The sequence below is a fragment of the Tateyamaria sp. LSS28 genome, from assembly GCF_059611725.1.
In genome coordinates this window covers 62,930-89,541 of sequence record NZ_JCAPFI010000005.1, presented here as the reverse complement: position 1 = coordinate 89,541, position 26,612 = coordinate 62,930, and the positions used below count along the sequence as shown (strand labels likewise).

Annotated in this window: 29 protein-coding genes; 10 read left to right on the top strand and 19 right to left on the bottom strand. The window is 59.5% G+C overall.

Features of this window, described 5'->3' with window-relative positions; all coding sequences use genetic code 11:
* Positions 1–67: 67 nt before the first annotated feature.
* The 4 genes from AC53L6_RS16080 (at position 68) to AC53L6_RS16065 (ending at position 3,606) form a co-directional block, all read left to right on the top strand.
* On the top strand, positions 68–931 hold the full coding sequence (locus AC53L6_RS16080; protein WP_496908598.1) for a tetratricopeptide repeat protein: 864 nt from the start codon (positions 68–70) through the stop codon (positions 929–931).
* A gap of 3 nt (positions 932–934) precedes the next feature.
* Positions 935–1,435, top strand: coding sequence for a prepilin peptidase (locus AC53L6_RS16075; RefSeq protein WP_496908597.1), 501 nt, complete (start codon positions 935–937; stop codon positions 1,433–1,435).
* Positions 1,436–1,513: 78 nt separating this feature from the next.
* Entirely contained in the window at positions 1,514–2,821 is a 1,308-nt protein-coding gene (locus tag AC53L6_RS16070; RefSeq protein WP_299603685.1) for a DUF8689 domain-containing protein, read from the top strand.
* Positions 2,818–3,606 carry an NAD(P)-dependent oxidoreductase gene (locus AC53L6_RS16065; RefSeq protein WP_496908596.1) on the top strand — a complete coding sequence of 263 codons (789 nt, stop codon included), beginning with the start codon at positions 2,818–2,820 and terminating at the stop codon, positions 3,604–3,606. Before AC53L6_RS16070 ends, AC53L6_RS16065 begins: the two co-directional genes overlap by 4 nt.
* Positions 3,607–3,628: 22 nt before the next feature.
* On the opposite strand, the gene AC53L6_RS16060 is transcribed toward AC53L6_RS16065, so the two are convergent.
* The gene (locus tag AC53L6_RS16060) at positions 3,629–4,186 is read right to left on the bottom strand and encodes an ankyrin repeat domain-containing protein (RefSeq protein ID WP_496908595.1); all 558 of its coding nucleotides are present in this window, start codon (positions 4,184–4,186) and stop codon (positions 3,629–3,631) included.
* 296 nt (positions 4,187–4,482) lie between these two features.
* On the opposite strand from AC53L6_RS16060, the gene AC53L6_RS16055 reads away from it, so the two are divergent.
* The 3 genes from AC53L6_RS16055 (at position 4,483) to AC53L6_RS16045 (ending at position 8,098) form a co-directional block, all read left to right on the top strand.
* Positions 4,483–6,921: a ligase-associated DNA damage response DEXH box helicase gene (locus AC53L6_RS16055; protein ID WP_496908594.1), complete on the top strand. Its 2,439-nt coding sequence runs from the start codon at positions 4,483–4,485 to the stop codon at positions 6,919–6,921.
* A gap of 101 nt (positions 6,922–7,022) precedes the next feature.
* On the top strand, positions 7,023–7,694 hold the full coding sequence (pdeM, locus tag AC53L6_RS16050; RefSeq protein WP_496908593.1) for a ligase-associated DNA damage response endonuclease PdeM: 672 nt from the start codon (positions 7,023–7,025) through the stop codon (positions 7,692–7,694).
* Positions 7,691–8,098 carry a PaaI family thioesterase gene (locus tag AC53L6_RS16045; RefSeq protein WP_299208941.1) on the top strand — a complete coding sequence of 136 codons (408 nt, stop codon included), beginning with the start codon at positions 7,691–7,693 and terminating at the stop codon, positions 8,096–8,098. The genes pdeM and AC53L6_RS16045 overlap by 4 nt, the downstream gene beginning before the upstream one ends.
* Positions 8,099–8,127: 29 nt before the next feature.
* Here the strand turns inward: AC53L6_RS16045 and folD are convergent, their stop codons facing one another.
* The 14 genes from folD to AC53L6_RS15975 all read right to left on the bottom strand — a co-directional run bounded on the left by folD (position 8,128) and on the right by AC53L6_RS15975 (position 21,865).
* The gene (gene folD, locus AC53L6_RS16040) at positions 8,128–9,030 is read right to left on the bottom strand and encodes a bifunctional methylenetetrahydrofolate dehydrogenase/methenyltetrahydrofolate cyclohydrolase FolD (RefSeq protein WP_496908592.1); all 903 of its coding nucleotides are present in this window, start codon (positions 9,028–9,030) and stop codon (positions 8,128–8,130) included.
* A gap of 18 nt (positions 9,031–9,048) precedes the next feature.
* Positions 9,049–9,522, bottom strand: coding sequence for a hypothetical protein (locus AC53L6_RS16035; protein WP_496908591.1), 474 nt, complete (start codon positions 9,520–9,522; stop codon positions 9,049–9,051).
* A 109-nt stretch (positions 9,523–9,631) separates the two neighbouring features.
* Complete coding sequence (locus AC53L6_RS16030; RefSeq protein WP_496908590.1) at positions 9,632–11,308, bottom strand: formate--tetrahydrofolate ligase; 1,677 nt, start codon at positions 11,306–11,308, stop codon at positions 9,632–9,634.
* A gap of 302 nt (positions 11,309–11,610) precedes the next feature.
* Positions 11,611–12,210, bottom strand: coding sequence for an MOSC domain-containing protein (locus AC53L6_RS16025; RefSeq protein ID WP_496908589.1), 600 nt, complete (start codon positions 12,208–12,210; stop codon positions 11,611–11,613).
* A gap of 96 nt (positions 12,211–12,306) precedes the next feature.
* Entirely contained in the window at positions 12,307–12,924 is a 618-nt protein-coding gene (locus tag AC53L6_RS16020) for a ferric reductase-like transmembrane domain-containing protein (protein ID WP_299208927.1), read from the bottom strand.
* A 116-nt stretch (positions 12,925–13,040) separates the two neighbouring features.
* Positions 13,041–14,960, bottom strand: coding sequence for an ATP-dependent zinc metalloprotease FtsH (gene ftsH, locus AC53L6_RS16015; RefSeq protein ID WP_299208924.1), 1,920 nt, complete (start codon positions 14,958–14,960; stop codon positions 13,041–13,043).
* Positions 14,961–15,037: 77 nt separating this feature from the next.
* Positions 15,038–16,285, bottom strand: a complete 1,248-nt coding sequence (tilS, locus tag AC53L6_RS16010) for a tRNA lysidine(34) synthetase TilS (RefSeq protein WP_472727510.1) — start codon at positions 16,283–16,285, stop codon at positions 15,038–15,040.
* A 3-nt stretch (positions 16,286–16,288) separates the two neighbouring features.
* Positions 16,289–17,116, bottom strand: a complete 828-nt coding sequence (gene ybgF / locus AC53L6_RS16005) for a tol-pal system protein YbgF (RefSeq protein WP_496908588.1) — start codon at positions 17,114–17,116, stop codon at positions 16,289–16,291.
* Positions 17,117–17,137: 21 nt separating this feature from the next.
* Positions 17,138–17,653, bottom strand: a complete 516-nt coding sequence (gene pal, locus AC53L6_RS16000) for a peptidoglycan-associated lipoprotein Pal (RefSeq protein WP_299208916.1) — start codon at positions 17,651–17,653, stop codon at positions 17,138–17,140.
* 87 nt (positions 17,654–17,740) lie between these two features.
* On the bottom strand, positions 17,741–19,057 hold the full coding sequence (gene tolB / locus AC53L6_RS15995) for a Tol-Pal system beta propeller repeat protein TolB (protein ID WP_496908587.1): 1,317 nt from the start codon (positions 19,055–19,057) through the stop codon (positions 17,741–17,743).
* Complete coding sequence (gene tolA, locus AC53L6_RS15990) at positions 19,054–20,187, bottom strand: cell envelope integrity protein TolA (protein WP_496908814.1); 1,134 nt, start codon at positions 20,185–20,187, stop codon at positions 19,054–19,056. Before tolA ends, tolB begins: the two co-directional genes overlap by 4 nt.
* A gap of 15 nt (positions 20,188–20,202) precedes the next feature.
* Entirely contained in the window at positions 20,203–20,673 is a 471-nt protein-coding gene (tolR, locus tag AC53L6_RS15985; protein ID WP_299603726.1) for a protein TolR, read from the bottom strand.
* A gap of 3 nt (positions 20,674–20,676) precedes the next feature.
* Positions 20,677–21,372 (bottom strand): protein TolQ, encoded by a 696-nt coding sequence (gene tolQ, locus AC53L6_RS15980; protein ID WP_189368878.1) that lies wholly within the window; start codon positions 21,370–21,372, stop codon positions 20,677–20,679.
* Between the two features lie 100 nt (positions 21,373–21,472).
* Positions 21,473–21,865, bottom strand: coding sequence for a YbgC/FadM family acyl-CoA thioesterase (locus AC53L6_RS15975; RefSeq protein WP_299208860.1), 393 nt, complete (start codon positions 21,863–21,865; stop codon positions 21,473–21,475).
* A 351-nt stretch (positions 21,866–22,216) separates the two neighbouring features.
* On the opposite strand from AC53L6_RS15975, the gene AC53L6_RS15970 reads away from it, so the two are divergent.
* Complete coding sequence (locus AC53L6_RS15970) at positions 22,217–22,399, top strand: hypothetical protein (RefSeq protein ID WP_496908586.1); 183 nt, start codon at positions 22,217–22,219, stop codon at positions 22,397–22,399.
* An 11-nt stretch (positions 22,400–22,410) separates the two neighbouring features.
* On the opposite strand, the gene AC53L6_RS15965 is transcribed toward AC53L6_RS15970, so the two are convergent.
* A complete protein-coding gene (locus tag AC53L6_RS15965; RefSeq protein WP_496908585.1) occupies positions 22,411–23,439 on the bottom strand; it encodes a permease in 1,029 nt (342 codons plus the stop codon).
* A gap of 85 nt (positions 23,440–23,524) precedes the next feature.
* Between AC53L6_RS15965 and AC53L6_RS15960 the strand changes: the two genes are divergently transcribed.
* Entirely contained in the window at positions 23,525–24,382 is an 858-nt protein-coding gene (locus AC53L6_RS15960) for a LysR substrate-binding domain-containing protein (RefSeq protein ID WP_299603732.1), read from the top strand.
* Here the strand turns inward: AC53L6_RS15960 and AC53L6_RS15955 are convergent.
* Entirely contained in the window at positions 24,368–25,165 is a 798-nt protein-coding gene (locus AC53L6_RS15955) for an ATP-grasp domain-containing protein (RefSeq protein ID WP_496908584.1), read from the bottom strand. The two genes, AC53L6_RS15960 and AC53L6_RS15955, sit on opposite strands and share 15 nt — an antisense overlap.
* A gap of 260 nt (positions 25,166–25,425) precedes the next feature.
* On the opposite strand from AC53L6_RS15955, the gene AC53L6_RS15950 reads away from it, so the two are divergent.
* Positions 25,426–25,548 (top strand): hypothetical protein, encoded by a 123-nt coding sequence (locus AC53L6_RS15950; RefSeq protein WP_496908583.1) that lies wholly within the window; start codon positions 25,426–25,428, stop codon positions 25,546–25,548.
* Here the strand turns inward: AC53L6_RS15950 and AC53L6_RS15945 are convergent.
* Together AC53L6_RS15945 and AC53L6_RS15940 are read right to left on the bottom strand one after the other, a co-directional pair.
* Entirely contained in the window at positions 25,545–26,066 is a 522-nt protein-coding gene (locus AC53L6_RS15945; RefSeq protein ID WP_496908582.1) for a GNAT family N-acetyltransferase, read from the bottom strand. The genes AC53L6_RS15950 and AC53L6_RS15945 overlap by 4 nt on opposite strands.
* 323 nt (positions 26,067–26,389) lie before the next feature.
* Positions 26,390–26,599 carry a DUF2478 domain-containing protein gene (locus AC53L6_RS15940; RefSeq protein WP_496908581.1) on the bottom strand — a complete coding sequence of 70 codons (210 nt, stop codon included), beginning with the start codon at positions 26,597–26,599 and terminating at the stop codon, positions 26,390–26,392.
* Positions 26,600–26,612: the final 13 nt, after the last annotated feature.

Genomic DNA, 26,612 nt, shown 5'->3' with positions numbered 1-26,612 from the left:
GGCGCAAAAGGGATGCGACCGGGCAGCAAAAAGCACGGCGCGAACGAGCAGGAAAAAGGACGCAAACATGCGCCACTCCGTATTCATGGCCGTCGCTCTTTCGAGCGCTATGGCCCTTGCCGCTTGCGATCAGAAAAACGCCGAAGAAACCGTCGAACGGGCCTTTCAGGACGTGAACGTCGTGGATGAAAGCGACCTGAACGACGTCATGCTGACTGTCGCGGACCCGAACGAAGCGGTGGCCCACTTCAGCCGCACAAGCAAAGAAAACCCGGGCCGGATTGACGCGCAGCGCGGCCTCGCCATCAGCCTCGTGCGAGCCAAACGCTATACCGAGGCCAGCTCGGCCTACACAAGACTGGTGAAACTTGACGGGGTCACGAATGACGACCGCGTGGATTTTGCGGACGCGCTCCTGCGTTCGGGCGACTGGGCCCGCGCCGAGGAAGAGCTGGACAAGGTCCCCCCGACAGTCGAAACCTTCAAACGCTACCGCCTCGAAGCACTTGTCGCCGACAGCAACCAGGAATGGAAGAAGGCCGACAGTTTCTATGAAACCGCCGTAGGCTTGACCACGCGCCCCTCCGGCGTGTTGAACAACTGGGGTTACTCCAAGCTGACGCGCGGCGATTTCGGCGATGCCGAACGGCTGTTCACCGATGCGATCCGTCAGGATCCCAGTCTGTTCACAGCCAAGAACAACTTGATCCTCGCTCGTGGCGCCCAGGGCAACTACAGCCTGCCGGTGATCCCCATGGATCAGACGGAGCGTGCGCAATTGCTGCATACATTGGGTCTCGCGGCGGTCAAACAGGGCAACCTTGAAACAGGCAAGGGCCTGTTGCGCGATGCCATCGAAACCCATCCACAGCACTTCGAGGCGGCAGTTCGGTCGTTGCGCGCGCTCGAGAACAACGTCTCGAACGGGTAAGACATGATTGCGCTTTCGGCCACGGTGGCCCTATGGTTTCTGCCGCTGCTGGTTCCGCTCTGCCTGTATGTCGCCTATACCGACCTGGCAGAAATGCGGATTACCAATCCAACGGTGCTTGCGATGGCCGCGGTCTTCGCGGCCATGGGGCCATTCCTCTACCCGATGGACGCCTACCTGTGGCAGCTCGCCCATCTGGCCATCGTTCTGGTGGTTGGCATGATCCTGAATGCCGCCGGCGCCATGGGGGCAGGCGACGCCAAGTTCCTCGCCGCAGCCGCACCATACGTGGCGCTTGGGGATATTCGTATGCTTATGGCACTCTTTGCCACCGTCCTTCTGGCAGCATACGCGGTCCACACCATCGCAAAACGCACCCCTTTACGCGCATTCGCCCCCAATTGGGCCAGTTGGAGCCAGGAAGGGCGCAAATTCCCCATGGGTTTTGCACTGGGCCCTACCCTTGCGATCTATCTCGGGCTGGCGGCGCTGTACGGCTCTTGACCTCTTAAAGCCATATTTTGGCCGAAGTGCTGCGCTACACCACACACAACAAAACGCAGCAGAACACAGGCCCGCCTCATGAACATGCAAGTCTCGGACGTGATTGCGCCCCCGGCTCCCAAACGGCTGGAAGAGATGAAACTGCCCGTCGTGATGATGCGGGACATCTTGCTGAAAACCATGTTCCGAAAGAACCTCGACATGGTGTCCGACCTCAGCCCGGCGCTGTGTTTGCCCATTCCGGTTGTCCAGGAACTCATCGACATGTGTCGTGACCAGCGGCTGATGGAGGCGACTGGTACGCTCAATGCCAACAATGGCAATGAAATGGGCTATCAACTGACGGACAGCGGCAAGGCACGCGCCCTGGATGCGTTGGCCCAATCTGAGTATTTCGGCGCCATGCCCGTCCCGCTGGAAGTTTACCGCGCACAGGTGAAACGCCAATCCATCCGCAACATCATGGTCACACGGCAACAGCTAACCGGTGCGATGGGCCACCTCGTCCTGCCCGATGACCTTCTGGACCAGCTTGGCCCAGCGGTCAGCGCAGGCCGGTCGATCCTGATGTATGGCCCCCCGGGCAACGGTAAGTCGTCCATCTCGAACGGCATCCGCGATGCGCTGGGGGACAACGTCTATGTCCCGCGTGCCATCGAATATGCCGGTCAGGTCATCACGGTCTATGATCCGATCGTGCACGTGCAGGCCCCGGAAGAGGCACAGGACCCCAACTCGCTGCGGCGCACCACGCCTTATGACAAGCGCTACGTCAAATGCGAACGCCCCACGGTGATCACAGGGGGTGAACTGTCGCTGGATATGCTGGACCTCGTCTACAACCCCACGGCGCGGACCTACCAAGCCCCTCTGCAGCTGAAGTCCACCGGCGGCATCTTCATCGTGGACGACCTTGGCCGCCAGGCCGAACCGCCACAGGCGCTGGTCAACCGCTGGATCGTCCCGCTCGAAGAATCCAAGGACATCCTCGCCCTGCAATCAGGTGAAAAATTCGAGGTGCCCTTCGACACGCTGGTCGTCTTCTCGACCAACTTCCACCCCAACGAAATCTTCGACCAAGCGGCCCTGCGCCGGATCTTCTTCAAGATCAAGATCGATGGCCCCAATCAGGCAAACTTCCTGAAAATCTTTGCCATGGTGGCCAAGAAGAAGGGGATGGCCCTGAACGAAGAGGCGCTCGTGTACCTGCTCAAGGTCAAGTACCCGACGATCGACAACATCTACGCCAACTACCAGCCAAACTTCCTGGTGGATCAGATGGTCGCCACCTGCAATTTTGAAGGCATCCCGCTTCAGATGACGCCCGAACTGATCGACCGGGCGTGGGCCAACATGTTCGTCAAGGACGAACATATCGTCAAATGATCGGCCTCGCGGGCTGCGGACGCATGGGGCTGCCCATGCTGGCCGCCCTGCGCGACGGGGGCGCGCACGTCAAAGGCTTTGATGTGGTGGACAAGGGCCTGTCCGACACCACCACCAACATCATGGCCTTTGCCCCCGAGATGGAAACCCTGTTTTCCGTTGTCCGGGACGAAGGTGAAACCAACGCTCTTTTGTTTGACACCCAGAACCTGATGGGCACCGCATCCAAGCTGCGGCGCGTCTTCATCTGCTCCACGCTGTCGCCGCGCTATGTTCTTGGCCTGCGCAACAGAGTTCCAAGCCACATCACCCTGATCGACGCGCCCATGTCCGGTGCGGTCATCGCCGCCGAAAACCGCACGCTCAGCTTCATGCTTGGTGGCACACAGTCTGACATCGACGATGCCAAGCCCCTGCTCGCGCTCATGGGCCAACACTTTCACCACATGGGCGCCTATGGCGCGGGCATGCAGGCCAAGGTGTTGAACAACCTGCTGGCCGCCTCACACACCGCCATGACCCGGCTTGTGTTGGACTGGGCGGATGAGGCGGGGCTCAACACCCAACACCTCCTGAACCTGATCGAAACGTCGTCAGGACAAAACTGGCTCGCCTCTGGCTTCGACACGATCGAGTTTGCGAAACACGGCTACGCCCCCGACAACTCCATAGGCATCCTGGTCAAGGATGTATCAGCAGCTCTCGACGCTGCCCCGGACGGCGCCGACACGTCGCTCCCGAAACAGGTGCAGGCGACAATCCGATCTTTGAAACCACGCAGTTGACCAAATCAGCAACACCTGCCGCTCAGAGCTTCATCGCTGCCTGCAGGATATCTGTTACCTCGTTCTTCCACCTGGACCATTTCGCATAGTGGATGGGCTGCACAGGCGCGTATTCGGCGTCATATGCAAGGGGATCAGCACCGCAGTCCAAAAGATGTCGGACGACCGCGGGCGATGAAATCATCGCAACTCGGTGCAATGCGGTCTCGTCCAGCGCATGACGAAAATTCACGTCCGCTCCGGCCTCAATCAGCCTGTCAATCCAGGCGATGACGTCCTTTGTGCTCAAGGCGGGCGGAAATTGCCTTTCCATTTCCAACAACGATTTCAACGGGCCGTATCCTTCGTCGTCACAAAAGTTGACCGGTACCCTTTGGGCCAGCACCCAATCAAAAACTGTGTAGTGGCACGCATGTATGGCATGAGTTATCCAGGATCGCGTGAACGTCGTGCCCTGCCCAAACGGAAAAGGTGGATACGCCTCGGCAACAAACTTTAAAAAGGCGAGGTCGCCTTCACACATCGCGGCATAGACTTCGTCGAAAAAATCCATCGTCTCACCGCGTTCAATCTCTGACATGGGCAATCACTGACACAGCCACGAACAAGCACCAAGCAAAAGCATATGTACCGACCAGAACCAGCGTCGGCGCCCCACCGCACGTTGCGTTAACCCCACCCCTGCCGCCCGATGGGGGTGCACAAGAGGTGTACGGATGCTGCACACGGGGTGACACCCCTGTCATACACCCTTAAACTCTATGATTATCGGGTAAATCACGGGTTCGAATCTGGTCCCCCTTCCCTGTTTCAAAAAAATCCCCGCCGGAGGCTCCCGCACTTCCCACGCGCGCCACACCCGCTACATTGCGTCTCATGACCACCCTCCCCCGCATCTTCACCGATTGGTTCACCTCCAAAGGTTGGAGCATCCACCCCCACCAGCAAGAGATGCTGGAACGCGCAAACGATCCCGCCCTCCTGCTCATCGCCCCCACGGGCGGCGGCAAGACGTTGGCTGGTTTCCTGCCCACATTGGCCGATCTGTCAGAGAACGATCACGAGGGGTTACACACTCTCTACATCTCCCCACTCAAGGCATTGGCCGCTGATATCAAACGAAATCTCCGTACACCTGTCGCGGAAATGGGCCTCGACATCCGGATTGAGGACCGCACTGGCGACACCTCCGCCACCCAAAAGAAACGCCAGCGGGCTGACCCGCCCCATATCCTGCTGACCACCCCCGAAAGCCTCGCGCTACTCACCAGCTACGAAGACGCGCCGCGCATGTTCGCGGGCCTCAAGCGGGTAATTGTCGATGAAATCCACGCGCTCGCGGAAAGCAAACGCGGCGACCAGATGTTCCTCGCCCTGTCGCGGCTTCAAGCCCTGCGCCCCGATCTCAAACGTGTGGGCCTTTCAGCAACGGTCGAGGATCCACAGGCTATCGCCCACCTGCTGGCGAAACACCCCGATCCCTGCGACATACTCCATGCTGACCCGGGCCCCCCGCCAGATATCCAGATGTTGGTGACAGACGAACCTCCCCCCTGGTCTGGCTCGGGGGGCAAGTACGCCATCCCTGCGGTGCTGGAAGAGGTCAAGAAGCACAAGACAACCCTCATCTTCCACAACACCCGCGCCCAGGCCGAGCTTTATTTCCACAACATTTGGCTCGCCAACGAAGACCAGTTGCCGATCGGCATCCACCACGGCTCTCTCGACCGCCAACAGCGCGAGAAAGTCGAACAGGCCATGGTCGATGGGCAGCTCAAGGCCATCGTCTGTACCGGCACGCTCGACCTCGGCATAGACTGGGGCGACGTCGATCTTATCATCCAAGTCGGTGCCCCAAAGAACGTCAAACGCCTGGTGCAGCGTATCGGTCGCGCCAACCACCGATACAACGCGCCGTCGAAAGCCCTTTTGGTACCCGCAAACCGCTTCGAAGTGGTCGAATGCGTGGCCGCCTTGGACGCCGTGAAAGAAGGCGCGCTTGACGGCGACCCACGCGGCCATGGCCCCCGCGACGTGCTTTGCCAACACATCCTGATACGCGCCTGCGCGGGCCCGTTCGATGCGGATGCCCTCTTTAACGAAATATCAACCACGGGCGCGTATACGTCTCTGTCTCGCGCAGAATTTGATGCCTGCCTCGATTTCTGTGCCACCGGTGGTTACGCCCTGCGCGCCTACGACCAATGGAAGCGGCTGCAACAACGCCCTGACGGACAGTGGCAACTCCGCGATCCCCGCAGCGCCCAACGCATCCGTATGAACATCGGCACCATTCAAGACACCGACACGCTCAAGGTGCGCTACAAGGGCCGAGGGGGCAAACCTTTAGGCGAGATAGAGGAAGGCTTCGCCGCCTCTCTTACCCCGGGCGACACATTCCTGATCGGCGGGCGAATTGTCCGGTACGATTCCTTGCGTGAAATGACCGTCCAGGTGACACGCGATGCGGCCAAGAAGCCAAAGATCGCCACCTTCCTCGGCACCAAGTTCGCCACTTCCACCCAGCTCAGCCACCGCATCATCGAGATGTTCCAGCAAGACACATGGCCTGCCTTACCGCCGCACACGTCCGAATGGCTGACCCTGCAACGCGAAGTCAGCCGCCCGCCCGAACCGGGTCGCCTGCTCATCGAAAGCTTCCCGCATGACAACCGCATCCACACCGCCGTCTATGGCTTTGCGGGCCGTAACGCCATGCAAACATTGGGACTTCTCCTGACCAAACGGATGGAGGAAACTGGCCTGAACCCCTTGGGCTTTCTCGCCACCGACTACGCCACGCTGATCTGGGGCCTGAACAAGATCACCGACCCTGCCCCGCTTTTCGACATCGACGCCCTGCGGGACGGGCTAGATCGCTGGCTTGCTGGCAACGCCGTGATGAAGCGCACCTTCCGCGCATCCGCAACCATTGCCGGGCTGATCGAACGCAACCTGCCTTCCAACCGCAAGACTGGACGACAAGCCACCTTCAGCTCTGACATCCTCTACGACACGCTGGCGAAGTATGACCCGGATCACCTCATGCTGCAGATCACGCGCGAGGAAGCGATGCGCGGCCTTGTCGACTTTGGCCGGATCGAGGAAATGTGCGCCCGCATCGGCACCCGCATCGACCTGACCGAGCACGACCGTATCACTCCGCTGGCGGCCCCCCTGATGCTCGAAGTGGGCCGCGTCCCGATCAAGGGTCTGGCGGAAGAAAAACTGCTGGCCGAAGAAGCAGAGCGGCTGATGACCACCGCAGGCTTGCCACTTGAGCCCAAGAAAAGGGAATGGCGCGTTCCGTTCTAACCTCAGCCTTCTTCCGACCCAAAATACGACGGGGTTTGAGGCAGAGCCCCAACAGTAAGGCGCATCTTGATGCGCCCTTCCCCCGGCGCTATGAACAAAATATGAACACGTGCGATCTCACTCTCGCCGGCGCAGCGCTCAAGGCGCTCGGCTCCGGCGCACTTTTCTGGCCCGAGCAAAACCTGCTCTGCATCTCAGACCTGCACTTGGGCAAAGCCAAACGCATCGCCAGACGCAGCGGTATGCAACTGCCACCCTACGAGACGCGCGACACGCTCACCCGCCTCGCCTCCGACCTCGAAGCGACAGGCGCACGCACAGTCATCTGCCTTGGGGACAGCTTCGATGACCTTGCAGCGGCACGCAGCCTGCCCGAGAAGGAACGGCTCTGGATCACCAAACTGCAGGCGGGCCGCCGCTGGGTCTGGATCGAAGGCAACCACGATCCCGGCCCGATAGAATTTGGCGGCACTCACCTGGCTGAACTGCCCATCGGTGCCCTCACCTTCCGCCATATCGCCAGACCGGGCGCCAGCGGCGAGGTGTCCGGCCACTACCATCCAAAGGCGACGTTGCAGACACGGGCACGCGCCATCTCGCGCCCTGCCTTCCTGATCGACAGCGACAAGCTGATCCTGCCCGCCTACGGAACATATACCGGCGGTCTGCGCAGCCACAGCCAGACGTTGAGCAAACTGATGCGTCCCGACGCAAGCGCCGTGCTCACCGGCCCACGGCCGGTGCAAGTGCCCATGCCCCGCGGGGCTGCATGAGGGACCGGATCAAAGCCAGCTTTGCCCGGCAAAGCATGATGCGGACCTTTGGCGCCACTCTGGACTCCATCGAACCGGGTCTCGTAACCATCTCGGCCCCAATCCTGCCCGGCAGCCGTCAGCAACAAGGATTTGCACACGCTGCACTGACCTTTGGTCTTGGAGACAGCGCAGCAGGCTACGCAGCCCTCACCACGCTCCCCGAGGATCAGGAGGTCGTCACGGCAGAGATCAAGATCAACCTCATCGCCCCCGCAACGGGCGACCGCCTCATCGCAAAAGGCCGGGTCGTCAAACCCGGCCGCCGCCTCATCGTGGTCACATCAGAGGTGTTCGTCATCAATGGCGACACCGAAACCCTTGTCGCAATCCTTCAGGGCACGATGGTTCCGGTGCAAGCGTAAGGCGGAGGTGTCCTCCGCCTCACCTGTCTTCAGGCAGTCAGCCCTTCAGGCTCCGCCAACCCGTTCGCCCGACAACACGCCGTCACGGTGTTCGCCAGCAGACACGCAATGGTCATGGGGCCAACGCCACCCGGCACAGGCGTGATGGCCCCCGCCACTTCCGCGCAGCTGTCATAGTGACAATCCCCCACCAGCCGCGTTTTACCCTCACCCTTCTCAGGTGCATCAATACGGTTGATGCCCACGTCGATGACCGTGGCACCGGGCTTGATCCATTCTCCCGTCACCATCTCTGGTCGCCCAACAGCCGCCACGACAACATCCGCACCTCGCACGACATCCTGAATGTCCTTGGTCCGTGAATGCGCAATCGTCACGGTACAGCTATCACCCAGCAGTAACTGCGCCATCGGTTTGCCCACAATATTCGACCGGCCAATGACGACGGCATTCAACCCTGACAGCGAGCCATGATGATCCCGCAGCATCATCAAACAGCCCAGCGGGGTGCAGGGCACCATCGACTTCTGCCCCGTGCCCAGCAGACCCACGTTCGAGATATGGAACCCGTCCACATCCTTGGCCGGATCGATAGAGTTGATCACCAGATCCTCGTTCAGGTGCCCCGGAAGCGGCAATTGAACGAGGATACCGTGGATCTCCGGGTCTTCGTTCAGCGATTTGACGACGGCCAGAAGATCCGCCTCGGATGTGTCGGCATCTAGCTTGTGCTCAACACTCTTCATACCGACCTCGACAGTCATCTTGCCCTTGGACCGGACATAGACCTGGCTGGCCGGGTCTTCGCCCACCAACACAACCGCAAGACCGGGCGTGACCCCGTGTGCTTCTTTCAGGCAGGCCACATGGTCAGCCACCTGGCCCCGCACTTTGGCCGCAAAGGCCTTGCCATCAATTACAGTCGCGGTCATGTCGATTGGATCTCCTACTTATCGGATGAAATTCACCTGATGCGCCCATGACTCGCCATCGCTGATCACCAGCGTGTCGAATTCCATCAGTTGCAACAGATCAAAAAAGGTCGCTACGAATTGCAGCTCTTGCGCGCGAAAGAAGTCATTGTTGCGCATGTTGGATGTCATTTGCGCCAGTACCGCGCGGGCCCGGAATAGGGTCGAAAACACTTCGTCGTCCAGGGCAATGACAGTCAGATGCTTGGCATCCGCACCCTTGGCAAAAAAGACAAAGCGGGGGCTTTCGGGGGCGGCCAGTTGGGCCACCGTCAGGTTGGTCACGAACTCGACACGCACGCCCTTGCTGGAATCGGGCGCTTGCCGGATCACACGGGTGAAGTCCTCGGTCGAGGTGACTTCTGGATAGTAATACCCTTCGTACCGCTCTTGCGCCTGGGCCGTTGCAGCGGCAAAAACGAGGGTGGCAATCAGTACAAGTAATCTGGTCATAGGTCGTCCTCCAAGTGATGGAGAGCACGCTGACCGCCGGAGCGGTGTCGGGTCAATGAGATTTCAGCCCCGTCATCGCTTTGTGACGGGGCCGAGAGGGGTTTTGCAATTAGAACAGACCTTCGATCTGACCGTCATCGTTCAGCATGATGTTTTCAGCGGACGGCACACGGGGCAGGCCCGGCATCGTCATGATCTCGCCGCAGACAGCGACGATAAAGCCGGCACCCGCACTCAGACGTACTTCGCGCACCGGCACCGAGTGGCCCGTGGGCGCGCCGCGCAAGTTCGGATCGGTCGAGAATGAATATTGCGTCTTCGCCATGCAGACAGGCAAGTGGCCATAGCCCTGCTCTTCCCACAGCTTCAACTGATCGCGGATCTTCTGGTCCATCAATGCCTCGTCCGCGCGGTAGATGCGCTTGGCGATGGTCTGGATTTTTTCGGCCAGCGGCATGTCATCGGGATAGATGGGCGCAAAGTTCGCGGTGTCAGCATCAGCCAGTTCCGCCACTTTGGTCGCCAGATCAGCCGAGCCTTCCGAGCCCAGTTCCCAGTGGCGCGACAGGATAGCCTCGGCCCCCTGTTCGGCCACGAAATCCTTGACCGCCTGAATTTCTGCATCGGTGTCGGTGACAAAGTGGTTGATCGCCACGACTACCGGTACACCAAAGGATTTCAGGTTCTCGATGTGACGGCCAAGGTTTGGACATCCCGCCTTCACAGCGTCCACGTTCTCGGCACCCAGATCGGCCTTGGCCACGCCACCGTTCATCTTCATCGCACGTACGGTCGCCACACAGACGACGACGGACGGGGCAAGACCCGCCTTGCGGCATTTGATGTTCATGAACTTTTCGGCACCCAAATCGGCACCAAAGCCTGCTTCGGTGACCACGTAGTCCGCCAGCTTCAGGGCTGTGGTGGTGGCGATGACCGAGTTACAGCCGTGTGCGATGTTCGCGAACGGACCGCCATGTACGAAGGCCGGGTTGTTTTCCAGTGTCTGCACGATGTTTGGCTGCATTGCATCCTTGAGCAGAACAGTCATCGCGCCATCGGCCTTGATGTCGCGCGCGAAGACTGGTGAGCGGTCACGACGGTAGGCCACGATCATGTCACCCAGACGTTTTTGCAGGTCCTTGAGGTCTTTCGCCAGACACAAGATCGCCATGACTTCTGACGCCACGGTGATATCAAAACCAGCCTCACGCGGGAAACCGTTGGCCACACCGCCAAGGCTGGCCGTGATCTGGCGCAGAGCCCGGTCGTTCATGTCAACCACACGGCGCCACACGACGCGACGGGTGTCGATCTCAAGGGCGTTGCCCCAGTAAATATGGTTGTCGATCATGGCCGACAACAACGAGTGGGCAGAGGTGATGGCGTGGAAGTCACCGGTGAAGTGCAGGTTCATCTCTTCCATCGGCACGACTTGCGCGTAACCGCCACCAGCGGCACCGCCCTTCATCCCGAAGTTCGGCCCAAGCGAGGCTTCACGGATACACACGCAAGCGTTCTTGCCGATGCGGTTCAGACCATCGCCCAGACCAACTGTCGTGGTCGTCTTGCCCTCGCCCGCAGGCGTGGGGTTGATGGCCGTGACAAGGATCAGCTTGCCGTTCTCGCGGCTCTGGACCGAATTGATGAAGTTCTGGCTCACCTTGGCCTTGTCATGGCCGTAGGGCAGCAGATCGGTACTTTCGATGCCCAGCTTGGCCCCGATCTCCTGGATCGGTTTCTTCTGCGCCTCACGCGCGATTTCGATGTCGGATTTATAGGCCATGGTAGCTCCCCGCAGTCCTGAATGGGCACGTCTTTCGTGGCCTGCATACAGGCGTATGCCTAGGGGAGATGCGTGCGATTCCGACATTTTGGGACGTTGCAGCGGCCCAATTGCGATCACCGGTTTCATTTCGGAAACGGTGGGCAGGAACGCGAAACCTAGCACGGGGCGCAGGACACCTGCGCCTTACGAATAGGATTTGCCGCGGTAAGGCGCAGTTCACTGCGCCCGCATGGCAGAGGACACCTCTGCCTTACCGAGTGCCGAACCTGTAAGACGCAAGTGTCCTGCGCCGCTCTTGTTCAGCCTGCGCGCGCCGCCTCCAGATGGGGCCAAACCGGCTGATCAGGCACGTGCAGGGTCAGCACATCCCCCAAGGCCAAACGGCCACCATGTTCGACCCAGGCCGTCACACCACGCCGTCCCTTGGCCGCAGGCTTGTAAAGCTTGCCCATGCCCTGTGCCTCTTCCTCGATCTCCTTACCCGGATATATGCAGGGGCGGTTTTCAATATCAACAGCAAGACCGACGCCGCTTTCCGACATCAAGCGAGACGCAGGTGGCACATGGGTAAAATTCGGAATCCCTTCGATCACCAGCGACGCACCAACCCATGCCGGATCAATGCTCTCCAAACCCATTTCAGTCGCCGTCGCCGCCAGTTCCTCAGCACTCAGGATCGACAATTGGCGCGTGTTCCGTATTTCTGTTCCGGGTGTGTATTGCGACCGCACCCGCACGCAGGACGGACGCGTCGGTCCACCATGATCCTCGCCCGGAAAGCCATCCAACGTGACGTCGACAGATTCGGCGGCTACAGCCCGCAGGCTGGCTTCCCGGCTTGGAACGTGACCCAGCCATGTGATTTTCGCCGTAAAGGATGTCGGTTTCAGTGCAGGCATTTCCACCCCTCAATCAAGTGTTTCCGAGGTCCTATCAGCGCGCTGCCTGCATGGCCAATGACGCTTTGCTACCGCGCGCGCACAATTCGTGATGACTTACGACTGGATCGGTCTGCGCACACGACGCAAGGCCGGGCGGATCACCAACGGCACCAGGCAAACACCGCACCAGAAGATGGATCGACCGACATACCAATCCAGCAAGTACCAATGCCACAGCGCCAGCGCTGCAGCAGGATAGACCAACAAGTGCAATGACTTCCATTTCCGGCCCAATCGACGCACTGACCAAGCGTTTGACGTCAGTGCAAGGATAACAAACAGCGCGAAACTCAACCACCCAACGGCAAACTCCAGTTGCCACAGATCGAATAATACGGCGGGCAGACTGCGTTCATGCGCCAAGTAGTACCACAGATGCAGCGCCGCATAGAATGCGCTGCCAAGGCCCAAATGCCGCCGCCTACGCAGCAGCCAGCGACCAAATTCCTGCCCACGGCCAACACGGCCAATCAACAGCAGGATCGGGGTGACCGACAGCGTCGCGATCAAAAACCAAACCGACCATACGCCGCTGTCATACATCAGGGCCGGATAATAGGCATCAGCGCTCCACAATCCGCGAAACGCGGTCCGTCCCGGCCACAACATGGCAAGATAGAACACAGGAACAGACTGGGCTGCCGCCTGCAAGAAAGCGATTGGGGACCACATGGTTCAGAACCTGACCACATTGATCAAATGGCACAAGCCTGCTCGCACGGACGTGATGTAGCGCCCCAAAGAAAAAGGCCCGCTCAAAAGCGGGCCTTCTTGCATCTATGTCAGTATCAGCCTGTCGGCTCGGGTTCCATCCCACCATCACCCGAAGGACCCGACTTTTTCTTGGCCTTGGGAATGGCTGTCAGGCTGGGCTTCTTGTCCTCGACAGCCGACCCACCGTCCTCATCATCGGGGGCATGGGGTGGCTCGCCGTTCATCACGCGCTCAATCTCTTCACCAGTCAGGGTCTCGTATTCCAGCAAGCCTTGCGCCAGACGTTCGAACTTCTCTTCATTCTCGGTGATGACCTTCAGCGCCCAGTCATAACCATCCTGAATGAATTTCTGAACCTCCTGCTCTACCAACTCCTTGGTGTTGGCAGAGACAGAGAAACCAGCCGTGTTGCCCTGATAGCCCTGGGCCGCTTCGGAATAGTCGATGTTGCCGACCTTGTCCGACATGCCCCATTGCAGGACCATTGCGCGCGCAAGAGCCGAGGCTTGCTGGATATCGCCAGCGGGGCCATTCGACACCGAATCCGGGCCGTATTTGTGAATCTCAGCCGCTTTACCCGCCATGGTCATGGCCAGACGCTGGTGGCATTCGTCCTTGAACATGTTCAGGCGATCCATCTCTGGCAGGCTCATCACCATGCCCAGTGCGCCACCGCGCGGAATGATCGTCGCTTTGTAGACGGGGTCACATTTGGGCAGCAGGTGCCCAACCAGTGCGTGCCCGGCCTCGTGATAAGCGGTCATTTCCTTTTGCTCAGGCGTCATGACCATGCTGCGCCGTTCGGGGCCCATCATGACCTTGTCCTTGGCGCTTTCGAAATCGAGCATGGTGACAAAACGGCGCCCGATCCGCGCCGCCATCAGCGCCGCCTCGTTCACCAGGTTGGCCAGATCAGCCCCCGAGAAACCCGGTGTACCGCGTGCGATGATGCGCAGATCAACGTCAGGGCCAAGCGGCGTCTTGCGGGCGTGCACGCCCAGAATCTTCTCGCGGCCCTTGATGTCGGGGTTGCCAACAGTGACCTGACGGTCAAAGCGGCCTGGACGCAGCAGCGCAGGGTCCAGCACATCCTTACGGTTGGTAGCCGCGATGATGATCACGCCTTCATTGGCTTCAAAGCCATCCATCTCGACCAGGAGCTGGTTGAGCGTCTGCTCACGCTCGTCGTTACCGCCGCCATAACCGGCACCCCGGTGGCGACCCACGGCGTCGATTTCGTCGATGAAGACGATACACGGCGCATTTTTCTTTGCCTGTTCGAACATGTCACGGACACGGGACGCCCCCACACCGACAAACATCTCGACGAAATCAGAACCGGAAATGGTGAAGAACGGCACACCCGCTTCACCTGCCACGGCGCGGGCCAGCAGCGTCTTACCAGTACCCGGAGGGCCCACAAGCAACGCACCTTTGGGGATCTTGCCGCCAAGGCGGGAGAATTTCTGCGGATTGCGCAGGAACTCGACAATCTCATCCAGCTCATCCTTGGCTTCGTCAATGCCCGCAACATCGTCAAAGGTCACGCGCCCATGCTTTTCGGTCAGCATCTTGGCCTTAGACTTGCCAAAGCCCATGGCACCGCCTTTGCCACCCCCCTGCATCCGGTTCATGAAGTAAATCCACACACCGATCAGCAACAGGAACGGCAACAATGACAGGATAAAGGTCTGGAACCCGGACTGTTGTTGCGGCTCGACCTGTACAGGCACCTCGTTGGCGATCAGCAATTCGGTGACCGACGCATCTTCGGGCTTGATGGTCACGAAGTCGTCGGTTCCACGGCGAAAGCGCACCTGCTCGCCATCCAGGGTCACCTGGGTAACAGATCCGTCTTGGACGGCTGAAACGAACTCGGAATACGTGACCTCGCGGCTTTGCAGCGTGTTGCCCGACCCACCAAACAGGTTGAACAGCGCGAGGATCAGCAGAAACAGAACGACCCAGAAGGCGATATTACGTGCGTTTCCCAAGGAAAATCTCCTGATAATACCGGTACGCGGCCCTCGCCCGCACCGTTTCCTCTAAGATAGACATGCTGCGCACATGTTCAATGCGATAAAAGTGCGGCGAAAAAAGCATCTTTTCCACCGTCCAGCTCGGCGCTCCACTCGTCATCGAGCCCGACAAAGGGCGCCGCGACCAGACGATCCTCGTACCAGACCGCCGGAGACGCCGCCAGTGCAGCGCGCGGAAGACCAATATCACGCCATCCTTCGATGTCCGCCAACGCTTCATACCCAAGCGGGCGCACCTCAAGATCGGGATCGTCTTCCGGACCTGAGATCATCCAACGGTCATCCCACATATCGCCCACTTCGCACACGGTATCCTTGACCGCGTTCAACTCGCGGAACACCCAGATCTTCCCGTTTTCAACGCAGATATGGCAGCCATCCAAGGTTGCGGGCTGTCCTGCCCGGACCGCCGCTAAGGTGCGCGCCACTGGGTCCTTGCGCGGAGGATAGACACTTTGCGAAGTCCAGCTCAGAGTGTGCAACATAAGCCTGCGCGCGGTTTCCTGTGGCAGCAACCGAAACTTTGCCAGATCAATGGCAATCACGCCATGGACGACTTCGGCCATGTCCCGGGCGGCCAGGAAGGTCTGCCAATCCAGCGCTTCGCGGGCGCGCGCCATGTGTTCGGCCACTTCAACAAGCTTCCCGGTTGTCACGCCCAGCGTCCCCAGGACTGTCAGAGCCTCGCGCACCCGCACACGTTCAAAATCATGTGACAGGTTGCTTGGGTCGTCACACCAGTTGATCCGGGCGTCCCGCAAAAAAGCACGCAAAGTTGCACGCTCAATCTCGAGAAAGGGCCGCACCCACGTGATGCCATGATGCACACGTCGCGCCGCCATGGCACTCAACCCGTCCACTCCGGACCCGCGGGCCAGACGCATCACAAAGGTTTCGGCCTGATCGTCAGCGGTATGGCCCAGCGCAATATGACTGATGCGGTTGGCATAGGCCCAATCCGCCATGATCTCGTACCGGGCATCCCGGGCGGCGGCCTGTAAGTTGCCCTGCCCATCCCACCCGGTCCAGTATTCCACGTGATGTGGCAAATTCCAACGGACGCACAGATCCGTGACAAGGGCGATCTCGTCCCGGGTCTCTTCCCGCAAACCGTGGTCGACGGTGATGACATGCAGTTCAACGTCTTGATCACGGCAATACTCGACAAGGGCGGCCAGCAGCGCGACTGAATCCCCTCCTCCCGACACGGCCACTGCCATGCGTTCCGGTGGGTTTGCCCCCATGTGCGCCTCAATCGCCGCGATCAGGGGGGCAATCATGGATCAGGAACAGCCGATATTGCGCATCGCGTTCTGGGCATCGGCAATAACAGCCGCGCCGGGAAAACGGACGCCGACCTCGGCCAGCGTCACACACGCTTCCTGGGTCTGGCCCAACCGGCCCAAGGCGGCCCCCAACTTGAACAAGGCCTCCGGCGCAAGCGGACCTTGCGGCGACAGGGTAAAGGCAGACAGGAATGCCCGCGCGCCCTCGCGCACATCACCAAGCCCCTCAAGCGCATCACCCCGCCGCAGCTCCGCCTCTATTGAGAGCGGTCCGCCGGGGTAGGTCTGATTAAAGGTCGCAAACTGGTCTGCGGCGGTGCGAAAGTCACCGGTGGCGAGCGCCTCCTGCGCCCGCTCGAAGTCTGCTTTTTCCTGTGTTGCCAGTTGTGGCGCATCCGTCGCGGGTTGCTGGACGACCGGCGCGGTTGCGGTCGGTGCCTCGCCTCCGCCCAATGTCGGGGTATCGCCGAGGGCGGAGATATCACAGCCCTCTTCGAGCTCACACAAACGGAACTCCAGATCGCCGACCCGGTTGGTGCCATCGGTCACGACGCTGTTGATGCGAAACTCAAGCTGCTCGGTCTTGTCCGTCAGGCGCCGCAACTCGACCTCGATCGTGTTGACGCGATCCAGTACGGATCCGCCCGCCGCGCCACCGCCAACACCACCGGTTGTCGACAGTTCGCGTTTCAGGCGTTGCACCTCGGTGTTGAGCACCACCAGCTCCTGCCGGATGTCGGCCAGGGTCTGATCCTGCGCCAGCGCCGGGCCCGTAAGACCAACCGCCAGCGCCAATGCGACAAAATACCGTTTCACCAAAGACATTCCCCGTCGTGTTTTCTTATCTTAGCTGGTCAAACCACCTGCCAACACCGTAACAGCCCGGCGGTTCTTGGCATAGCAGGCTTCTTCGCTGCACACCTCGATCGGGCGTTCTTTCCCGAAGCTCACAACCTGCAGACGGCCCGGCTGCACACCCTGGCTGACAAGGTAAGCACGGGCTGCATCAGCACGACGCGCACCAAGGGCAAGGTTGTATTCGCGCGTGCCCTGCTCATCCGCGTGGCCTTCGATGACGGCGGTGAAATCGGCATTCTGCAACAACCAAACCGCCTGACCATCCAACGTGGCGCGCCCTTCGGGCGTCAGCGTGGACTGGTCCACCGCAAACAACACTCGATCACCAACAGCCTGCTGGAAATAGGCAGGCGATGCGGGGTCGGACGCGCTGCCCGGCACCACACCACCGCTGTTTGCCAGCGGATCAGTTCCATCAGCCCCACCACCAAAGCGTGCCGGGTCGGTACATGCGGCCAGGCTCACGGCCGCACAGATCATCAGGATCGAAGATTTCAATTTCATGGCCTGTGCCTCTCTGTTTATCGCGCCCACTGCTTGGCGTCTTTCTGGTTGTCTACCACGTTCCTGTGCACAAGAAAACGTGGGCCTTTATCGTTGCAACGGTCCCCAGGACGGGTCTGATCCGCCTTCAGGTGTGCGCACAGGGCGCAGGTTACGGCCCGTAATGTCAACTGAGTAAAGCGTCGAACGCCCGGCGGCTCCTTGGGTTTCACGGGCAAACATGATGACGCGACCATTCGGCGCCCATGTCGGCCCCTCATCCAGGAAGGATGCGGTCAAAAGCCGTTCCTCGCTGCCATCGGTGCGCATCACGCCAATGTGAAAACGGCCCTTCGACTGCTTGGTAAAGGCAATCAGGTCGCCACGTGGCGACCAGACCGGTGTGCCATAGCGCCCCTCGCCAAAGGAAATGCGCTGCGCTTCACCGCCGCCAGCCGGCATGACGTAAAGCTGCTGGGTGCCGGAGCGGTCACTTTCAAATACGATCTGACTGCCGTCCGGGCTGAAGCTCGGCGCCGTCTCGATCGCCGGGGTCGAGGTCAGACGCTGCGATTGCCCCGACCCTACATTCATGGCCCAGATGTCCGTGTTCGCCCCTTGGGTCAGCGAATAAACCACCGTTTGCCCATTGGGGGCAAACCGGGGCGCAAAGCTCATCGTGCCGGGCTGGCTTTCCAGCACACGACGCTGCACGCTGCCGACATCCAGCACGTAGATGCGCGGGAACCCGGTTTCGTAACTAGTGTACAGCACGCGGTCCCCGGTCCCGGAAAAACGCGGTGCCAGAACGATATCTTCGGACCCGGTCAGGTATTGGATATTTGCGCCGTCATAATCCATGACTGCCAAACGCTTGCGGCGGCTATCTTTTGGCCCCGTTTCGCTAACAAAGACCACGCGGCTGTCAAAATACCCCGATTCACCCGTGATGCGGCTGTAAACAACATCTGCCATCTTATGCGCGATGCGGCGCCATGCGTCGGTGGTGCCCGCCAGTTGCAGGCCCTCCCCCAGCTCCGCGCCCGAGAACACGTCGTACAACCGGAACTTCACCGAAATCTGGTCGCCATTGACGGAAACAGCGCCAGCAACAAGCGCCTGCGCGTTGATCGCTTTCCAGTCGGCATATTGCACAGGTGCCGCGAAACTGCTGACCTGACTGATAAAGGCCGATGACGGGATCTCCCGGAAAAGGCCGGTGCCTGTCAGGTCTTCGGCTACTACGCGGGCGATGCGCTGGCCCCAATCACCAGTGGCTCCGCCTTCGGGCACCAGATCGGGGATGGCGACGGGTAAGGGTTCAATGACACCCTCGGTGATCTCGATCCGCAGGGGGCCGCTTTGTGCTGCAGCCCATGCTGGGGCCAGACACATCAGCATCAAAAAAAGCGCTCGAACTATCATTTGATACGCATCCTTTCGGGATTGAACGTCATCTCGATTTCCTTCCACTGCCCGTACTTCTCGGCGGGCAGGTCATATCCATCACGTGTACAGCGAATAATCGCCCGGCGCGCGGCTTCAAACGCCTGCTGCGCCGCGGTCTGGCTGCCGCCCGAGCTTGAGGCCAGGCGGATCGACGGAACCACTGGCTTGCCATCCTGCGACATATCTACTGTGACAACCACTGTGGTCTGCAATGCTTCGGACGACAGCGATCCGACATTCCAGCAATTCGAAACCGCCACACGAAGGGCGTCTTTCTCTCCTGCTGACAAGGGCGGGCCTTGCGGCACCTCTTCTTGCTCTGCGCCGCCCAGCGCCTCGCGCAGGGCGTCATTCACGTCGTCCGCGGTATCTGCAGGCTCGGCCGTCTGGGTATCGGGCTCTGCTTCTGTCTCGGGTTCAGATGCGGGTTCTGGTTCGGACGCAGGCTCGGCCGTCTGTACAGGCGGGCTGGGTCGCCGCGCAGGAGGACGCAAAGACGCCGTGGGCGCCCGTGCCGGTTCCTCGGCTTCTGTGACAATCTCGGTCGTCGCCTCTTCCGGCGCCGTGGACTGCTGCACTTCGGCCTGTGTCTCGCCATTGTCCGCTTCGGTGACGGCATCCTGCTGCACATCATCCGGCGTCGCCTCTGGCTCCGGCGGAGCGACAGGCTCGGGCGCGACACGCTCGGAGGCGCGCGGAATGGGCCGTGGCGCGACCTCGGGTACAACCACGGCCTGATCCTGCGGCACCGGCTGCACGGGCGCATCATCAACAACTTCGGGCTCAGGGTCGGGTGCGGGCGGCTCTGGCGCAACATCAGGCTCTGGCGCCGGGGTCGGTTCAGGTGGTTCCGCCTCGACCGCCTGATCGGGCAAAGGTGTTTCAACGGGATCGGGCTGCACGTCAGGCTCCGCTGGCAAAGCCACATCAGTTGCCGTATCCGGTGCAGGTCCACTGGGCAAAAGCGCCTCGAACGCGTCAGACGAGATGACAGACACCTCCGTCACCTCGAACGGCAATGGCTCGGACTGAAAGGACCCGCCAAACAGCATCCACCCGATCAGGCCTGCATGCCCGATGCCCGATATGACCTGCCCCGTGTTCATCGAGACGTTCAAGGGTTACTCCCCCTCGCCATCCAGCGTCGGGCCGCCAATATCCGTCACAAGGCCGATGTTGGAAAAACCGCCCGCATTGAGGGCTCCCATAACCTGCATCACCTGCTCATACGGCACGGCGCCGTCAGCGCGTAGGAACACCCGGTCGCTGTCGCGCTCGGCAGCGATGGCCCTCAGACGACCGACCAGATCGGCACGCTCAACTGCGGTGGTCTGGATTTGCACCTCGCCCGTTGAAGTCACCGTGATGGTCAGCGGCTCTTCCTGATCGCTGGGCAGCGCATTGGCTGCCGTCTCGGGCAGGTTCACCGGCACACCCACGGTCAACAAGGGGGCAGCCACCATGAAGATGATCAAAAGCACCAACATCACGTCCACAAAAGGCGTGACGTTGATCTCGGACATCGGACGCGCCCGGCTGTGCTTGCGCCGCCGGGACCCGCCGCCATCCTTTTGAATGACACCTGCTCCCATGGCTCAGCCGTCCAACTGGCGGCTCAGGATGGTGGCAAACTCGTCCGAGAATGCCTCGTATCCCGCCACGATCCGGTCACTGTCCGCGCTCAGCTTGTTGTAGAAAATCACCGCCGGAATAGCGGCCAGCAGACCCAGACCGGTCGCCAGAAGCGCCTCGGCAATACCCGGGGCCACGACCGCAAGGTTGGTGTTCTGCTGCTCTGCAATCTCGATAAACGCGTTCATGATGCCGATCACAGTGCCGAAGAGACCGATGAACGGGGCGGACGACCCCACGGTCGCCAGAACGGTCAACCCGCCCTGCAAACTCTCCGCCTCTTTCGCAATCGCAACGTCCATGCTGCGGTCAATCCGGCTGGTGGCCCCTGCAATCAGCCCGCCATCCTCACGATGGGACCGCTGCCATTCGATCATGCCCGAGGCGAAGACCTTCTCCGAGGCCCCATCCGGCTCCGGCCCAATCTTCTCGAACAAGCCATCCAACGGCTCACCTGACCAGAACGCGCGATCAAATCGATCCGCTTCGGCCCGTGCACGACGGTAAACTAGCAATTTCTGAATGATGATGCCCCACGCCCAGAACGATGCAACGATCAGCACGATCATCACCAATTTCACCGTAAAGGTCGCGCGCAAGAAAAGCCCCCACATCGAGAAATCAACCTCGTGCGCCAGGGCGAGCGTTTCTGCTTCCATACTGCCTGCTCTTTTTGTTTGGCCGCTATTCGGCTCTTTCTTGGGCAGATTTATAGGGCAGACCCAAGGGGAAAGCTATCACTTCGGCGTCAGAACGCGTTTATTTCGCCTGCATTGCGCGGATTTCCGCGGGCAACCGGACGGGTTTTCCGGCTGTCGTCATGGTCACGGCAATGACATGCGCCCGAAAAAGCACCTGCCCGTCCCGCTGCACTTCCTGGTCAAATGTCCATCGTGCGGGGCTCACAGCCTGATGCGTGGTGACCACCTCCAGCCGATCCGCCATGCGGGCGGGGCTGATGTAGTCGGCCTCAACCCGCGTGATGACAAAGACTATGCCTCTTTCCCGCATCTCATTCTGGTCCAGCCCCATCTCCTCGACAATGGTTGATCGGGCGCGCTCAATGTAGCGCAGGTAGTTCGCATAATAGACGACACCGGCCAAGTCGGTGTCTTCATAATAAACAATGATAGGAAAGCGGTGCGGGGTCATGGGGCCTGCTCAAATTGGGTAACGCCATAGATACCGACCGACGAAAGGCGCGCAAGCCCACCCGGGACCAGGGATGGGGCAGTTGCTTGGGCGACAACCGAAGACGCGTTGTCGCTTTATCTCGAAGCGGACATCAGCACGCGCTGCGGGTTGCCCGCCCTGCTGGACCAAGCCACCATAGATCAATGTTCGCATTTCGAAAATCTGAGCCTGCAGAGGTCTCCAAGAAGCCAGGAACCCCCCGATGAAATAGGGAGCGATGTATCCACCTTCTGTCGAATTGAGGAAAAGGCCGCAAAGTGCATTGGGCCACCACCCACCAGACCCGGAGAGAGTATTTAGGGCGCAATCTTGGCATATGTGGTTCTCTTTCATTCCATCGCTGGGCTTAGGAAAGCAAAGCGCGACATCGCATCTTCTTACGAGGAAGATGGGCATATTGTGTCACTGCCGGGTATCTTCGCTGGGGAAACCGCAAAAACCTATGAAGACGGTTTTGCGCTGAAAGATGCACTTGGGGACGACCTCATTTAAGCGGGCATTCGCTAGCTGTGAACCGCCCATCCGAAAACGTACCCTGCAGCAAGCGATCCTAGAACTGCAAGAAACAGATAAAGTAGAAATGGTTTCAGTTTGAGGACCGGGGCAATGGCCATGGCACCCCAAATACTGACCACACCACCCGAGATCAAAAACGCCATGGCAGCGCCCTCGGACATGCCATTGTCAATCAATCCACGCGTCAAGGGCAGCGCGGCATATCCGTCGATGTACGCGGGTGCGCCAACAAATACCGCAGCGGGGATAGCCCACCACTGATCCTTGCCAACATACGCTGCAAGCGCCCCTGGGGTCAGTGCGGCGTTCAGGGCATATTCAGCGGCGAAGGCAGGGATCAGGCAAATCAGGATGAGCCGCCCAGTTGCTCGGAACTGTTTGCCGAAGGACTGCCGCCGCACCTTTGTTTGCCAGACCCATGGATCAAATGTCTTATCCCCGCCACAGCGTGCAGCGCTCAGTTGGCGCGCAAAGCCGTTGTCGCGAAGCGCGTCTCGTGCCCAAGGTGCCTTGGCGAATAGGACGGTCGCTGCGCCACCGAACAAACCCAACCCAATTGCTGCGAGCGTCTTGCCGACAGCAAAACCTACACCAAGCGTTGCAGCCGTGGTTGCGAGCATTGCAGGGTCGGTGATCGGTGATGACAGCCAGAACGCCATGATCGGGGCAAGCGGCACGCCAGCCGCCAACAACCCAGCCATCAAGGGCAGTACGGTAACACCGCAGACCGGCGTAATGGCCCCGATCAATGATGCGGCCACCACCGTTCGCAAAGTTCTGCCCTCGAACGCACTGGCAATATACGTGTCCGCGCCGCTGGCGATGATCCAAGCCGCCAGAAGAATGCCCGGAATGACAATGGGGGCGACAACAACCAACCCCAATACCACGAACTTGGCCGCGTTCATGGTGTGTTGCGGCCAAACAAAAGCGATGACAACTGACAGAGAGAGGCACATCCCCCAAACCAGATATCTTTTGTTTGTTTGTCGGCGGGCAATTGTCTGATCGGTCATCGCAAACTCCTCTGTCCTTGAAAGTTAGTGACGGGAAAGGCATGTGTGAAACGAATAGTTTTAATATCTGACATTGGAAAAACAGATGGATGATCTGGATAGCGACCTACTGCGCACCTTTGTCGCCGTGGCTGAAGCTGGAAGTGTCACGGAAGGCGCAGCGCGCATCTACCGTTCCCAATCTGCGACCAGTCTTCAGGTCAAACGTCTCGAAACCATCCTGGGCCAATCCGTTTTTGAGCGCCACGGGCGCGGCGTTGTCCTGAGCGACACAGGTCGTCGCTTGTTGCCAGTTGCAAGAGAGGTGACTGCCCGCCTCGACGCAGTACTACGGGACATCTCCCAAGATGCGGTGGCAGGCAAACTACGCCTGGGTATTCCCGACGATCACGGACGATCCAAGCTGGCGCAGATCATTGCAGCATTTGCGCACAACCATCCGAAGGTCGAACTGGACGTGACCTGTGCATTGAGCACAGATTTCCCTGAGGCGCTGGACAAGGGCGCGCTGGACCTTGCGATTTATGAGGTGGAACAGCCGAAAAAGCATGAAGAGGTGCTGTTTGAAGACCCAACCTGCTGGGCGTCGTCCGCACATCGCAGTTTCATAGCCGATAAAACCCTGCCAGTAGCCCTATTCGATCATGCCTGCTGGTGGCGCGACGTTGCAATCGCGTCCCTGAAAACTCTTGGGAAGCCATACCGTATTGTCTACTCTAGCCAAAGCGTGTCTGGCGTGATTTCAGCCGTTGAAGCCGGGATCGCAGTCGGCCTGCTGGGCCGGTCATCGCTACATTCGGGCTTGTCGATAGTCGGAAATGAGCTTGGCCTCAGAAGCACGCCCACTTCGAAACTTGTGATGGTCGGAAATGAGCTCGCTGACGTGGAACCGCTGAGCGCAATGAAAACAGCTATTCGCGCCGCATTTTCATCCAAGCTCTAAACGTTCCAGAAGGTGATGAACAACGGCTGAATGGGCTTCATCAATTCCCCTAAAGCCGGGGAAGACATTGACGTCCACGATCTTTGGCCCTTGTGCTCCCAGAAGCACGTCAACTCCGAATATCTCCAGTCCTGTTTCTACTCCCACGGCCATTGCCAGATCGACCAATTCTGGCAATGCATCGAACGACTGTGCAGGCACGTCCGGGTTCCGAGGCCAAGGTTTGATAAGACCGAAACAGCGCGATCCGGCCACATACAACTTTCGATCCAGACCGTCGTTTTCAATGTATTCCTCTACAAGATACGGTCCAGAAAATGGGGCTACCTTAGGCAAGGTGTTTCGTATGGCGATCACAACCTGTGTCCCCCTGCCGACTGTGCCGTCTGCCGCTTTGACGACCACGGATCGCTCAGTCCCTATTCGAATGACATCCGCCCAGTCCGGCAGTCGCTGCCATTTCGGAACTGGCAGACCCGCGTTTCGCAAACGGCACATCAACGTGTTGCGATCTCTTGCCAGAACACTTGATGTCGGGCTGTTGCAGAAACGCCATCCTTCCACCTCCTTCTGCGCGAGTTGATCAAGCATTTCTTTATTAAGGCCCCGATGAACAACCAAGGTATTTTCGGGCCATTGCTCGGTGCCAAGAGTGCGAGAAACATGTGGCAAAAGCACCTGCACCGCCACCTTCCTCGCGATCAGGCTATCGTGGACCAGATCGAAAATTGTGCCTGGTTTGGGCGATTTGCCAAGCAGGCAAGTTACAGAAGGGCTCATCATTCCATCATAGATCCTCGGGTTTGGGCTCGGGCTCGGGCTCGGGCTCGGGCTCGGGCTCGGGCTCGGGCTCGGGCTCGGGACAACGCGGCTTAGATCTCAATTGGACGCAAACCAGACCTGCAGCAGCGTAGCACAACTAACTGCAGCAAACGGGTCGCAACGTCGGGAGAGCAGACAATTCGGTCTTTCGCCAGATGCGTGCGAACGACCTAAGTTGAAAGTTGCGTCTGCCATTGCACCACTTGTGCGGTTGTTCCGCCATGCTCGTGGAAGAAACCATCCATAGCGGCGACAGCCTAATCGACCTCATCTTCGCAGACATCCAAGAGCGCGGCTTTGCAATGTCTCGGGCGCGGGCCACGGTTCTCGCCCGCTTGGCTTAATGGCTGTCCATTGAGTGAACCCACACCTCCGCTTCCGGTTCATGCGGAGCCCGCGTTCCGTCCGTGACGGCGCCGAGCCTCTTCGCCACAGCCTGTGAACGCGTATTTTGCGTGTCTATGTAGCTGTATAGCCGATCTAACCCCAGATCCTCACGAGCCCATTTCTTGACGGCCCAAGCAGCTTCCGTGGCAAAGCCTTTTCCCTCCGCGCCTTCGAACAAATGCCATGCCAGCTCTATGTCCGGCCATCCCAAATGCTTGATCAGGCCCACGCGGCCGACGGGATGCTCCGTCTGCTGTTCTACGACCGTAAAAAAGCCGAAACCGTGCCAATGCCAATGACCAATGCCAGATAGAAACCCGAACCAGGCCTGTTCCGCTGTGATCGTCTCGCCCTGCGCTTCCATCGACAGGGCACTGGTCATGAAACGGGTGAACTCCGGTAAATCATCCCGTTCGGGTCCACGCAAAACCAACCTTTGCGTCGTCAGCATGGGTGCAGTCGAGAGGCTTTGCATGCGCCGCCTTTCCGTTCGCAGGCTTGGGTTTCAGCCAGGTTCAGCATACCGAACGGTCGCGCATAACTGAAAGTAGCCATTCAAACATACCGCAGTATTCTTCAGTAATGGCCCAAAGCCCCATTTGCTGCAACTCGCACAGGTGTTCGCTGTTCGAAGAGGCGTTGCCCGAAGGCAATAGGGCGTCCCATTATCATCGCCGCCTAAAAAGCACATGAATGCTCTTTAAAAGACCAAGCGTGGGATTTCCGGCGAACCATTCAGCCTTGCAGTTTTGCAGCCCTAACGCCCGGCTCGAAGGGTATTCACGCCACCTCTGACGTTTAGGGTATGTTGCCGCGCAGCCAATTTAACAGAAGGCGATGCTCGGGTTGAACTTGTTCTGCCATGCCTCCGCTAAATTCAAGGAATGCATTCGTGTTCAATTCATTGCGGCCAACCAATACTGGCAGGCCAAGATCAACTGCGTCTGCGACAACCGGACGAAACCCCCGCCCATATGCCAAAGGTCCAGAGTTGGGAATCAGCCGCACTGTCGTTCCGAGC

Coding starts and splice junctions, on each gene's coding strand:
- AC53L6_RS16080 (WP_496908598.1), top strand. CDS start 68: ATGCGCCACTCCGTATTCATGGCCGTCGCTCTTTCGAGCGCTATGGCC.
- AC53L6_RS16075 (WP_496908597.1), top strand. CDS start 935: ATGATTGCGCTTTCGGCCACGGTGGCCCTATGGTTTCTGCCGCTGCTG.
- AC53L6_RS16070 (WP_299603685.1), top strand. CDS start 1,514: ATGAACATGCAAGTCTCGGACGTGATTGCGCCCCCGGCTCCCAAACGG.
- AC53L6_RS16065 (WP_496908596.1), top strand. CDS start 2,818: ATGATCGGCCTCGCGGGCTGCGGACGCATGGGGCTGCCCATGCTGGCC.
- AC53L6_RS16060 (WP_496908595.1), bottom strand. CDS start 4,186: ATGTCAGAGATTGAACGCGGTGAGACGATGGATTTTTTCGACGAAGTC.
- AC53L6_RS16055 (WP_496908594.1), top strand. CDS start 4,483: ATGACCACCCTCCCCCGCATCTTCACCGATTGGTTCACCTCCAAAGGT.
- pdeM (WP_496908593.1), top strand. CDS start 7,023: ATGAACACGTGCGATCTCACTCTCGCCGGCGCAGCGCTCAAGGCGCTC.
- AC53L6_RS16045 (WP_299208941.1), top strand. CDS start 7,691: ATGAGGGACCGGATCAAAGCCAGCTTTGCCCGGCAAAGCATGATGCGG.
- folD (WP_496908592.1), bottom strand. CDS start 9,030: ATGACCGCGACTGTAATTGATGGCAAGGCCTTTGCGGCCAAAGTGCGG.
- AC53L6_RS16035 (WP_496908591.1), bottom strand. CDS start 9,522: ATGACCAGATTACTTGTACTGATTGCCACCCTCGTTTTTGCCGCTGCA.
- AC53L6_RS16030 (WP_496908590.1), bottom strand. CDS start 11,308: ATGGCCTATAAATCCGACATCGAAATCGCGCGTGAGGCGCAGAAGAAA.
- AC53L6_RS16025 (WP_496908589.1), bottom strand. CDS start 12,210: ATGCCTGCACTGAAACCGACATCCTTTACGGCGAAAATCACATGGCTG.
- AC53L6_RS16020 (WP_299208927.1), bottom strand. CDS start 12,924: ATGTGGTCCCCAATCGCTTTCTTGCAGGCGGCAGCCCAGTCTGTTCCT.
- tilS (WP_472727510.1), bottom strand. CDS start 16,285: ATGATTGCCCCCCTGATCGCGGCGATTGAGGCGCACATGGGGGCAAAC.
- ybgF (WP_496908588.1), bottom strand. CDS start 17,116: ATGTCTTTGGTGAAACGGTATTTTGTCGCATTGGCGCTGGCGGTTGGT.
- pal (WP_299208916.1), bottom strand. CDS start 17,653: ATGAAATTGAAATCTTCGATCCTGATGATCTGTGCGGCCGTGAGCCTG.
- tolB (WP_496908587.1), bottom strand. CDS start 19,057: ATGATAGTTCGAGCGCTTTTTTTGATGCTGATGTGTCTGGCCCCAGCA.
- tolA (WP_496908814.1), bottom strand. CDS start 20,187: ATGAACACGGGGCAGGTCATATCGGGCATCGGGCATGCAGGCCTGATC.
- tolR (WP_299603726.1), bottom strand. CDS start 20,673: ATGGGAGCAGGTGTCATTCAAAAGGATGGCGGCGGGTCCCGGCGGCGC.
- tolQ (WP_189368878.1), bottom strand. CDS start 21,372: ATGGAAGCAGAAACGCTCGCCCTGGCGCACGAGGTTGATTTCTCGATG.
- AC53L6_RS15975 (WP_299208860.1), bottom strand. CDS start 21,865: ATGACCCCGCACCGCTTTCCTATCATTGTTTATTATGAAGACACCGAC.
- AC53L6_RS15965 (WP_496908585.1), bottom strand. CDS start 23,439: ATGACCGATCAGACAATTGCCCGCCGACAAACAAACAAAAGATATCTG.
- AC53L6_RS15960 (WP_299603732.1), top strand. CDS start 23,525: ATGGATGATCTGGATAGCGACCTACTGCGCACCTTTGTCGCCGTGGCT.
- AC53L6_RS15955 (WP_496908584.1), bottom strand. CDS start 25,165: ATGATGAGCCCTTCTGTAACTTGCCTGCTTGGCAAATCGCCCAAACCA.
- AC53L6_RS15950 (WP_496908583.1), top strand. CDS start 25,426: ATGCTCGTGGAAGAAACCATCCATAGCGGCGACAGCCTAATCGACCTC.
- AC53L6_RS15945 (WP_496908582.1), bottom strand. CDS start 26,066: ATGCAAAGCCTCTCGACTGCACCCATGCTGACGACGCAAAGGTTGGTT.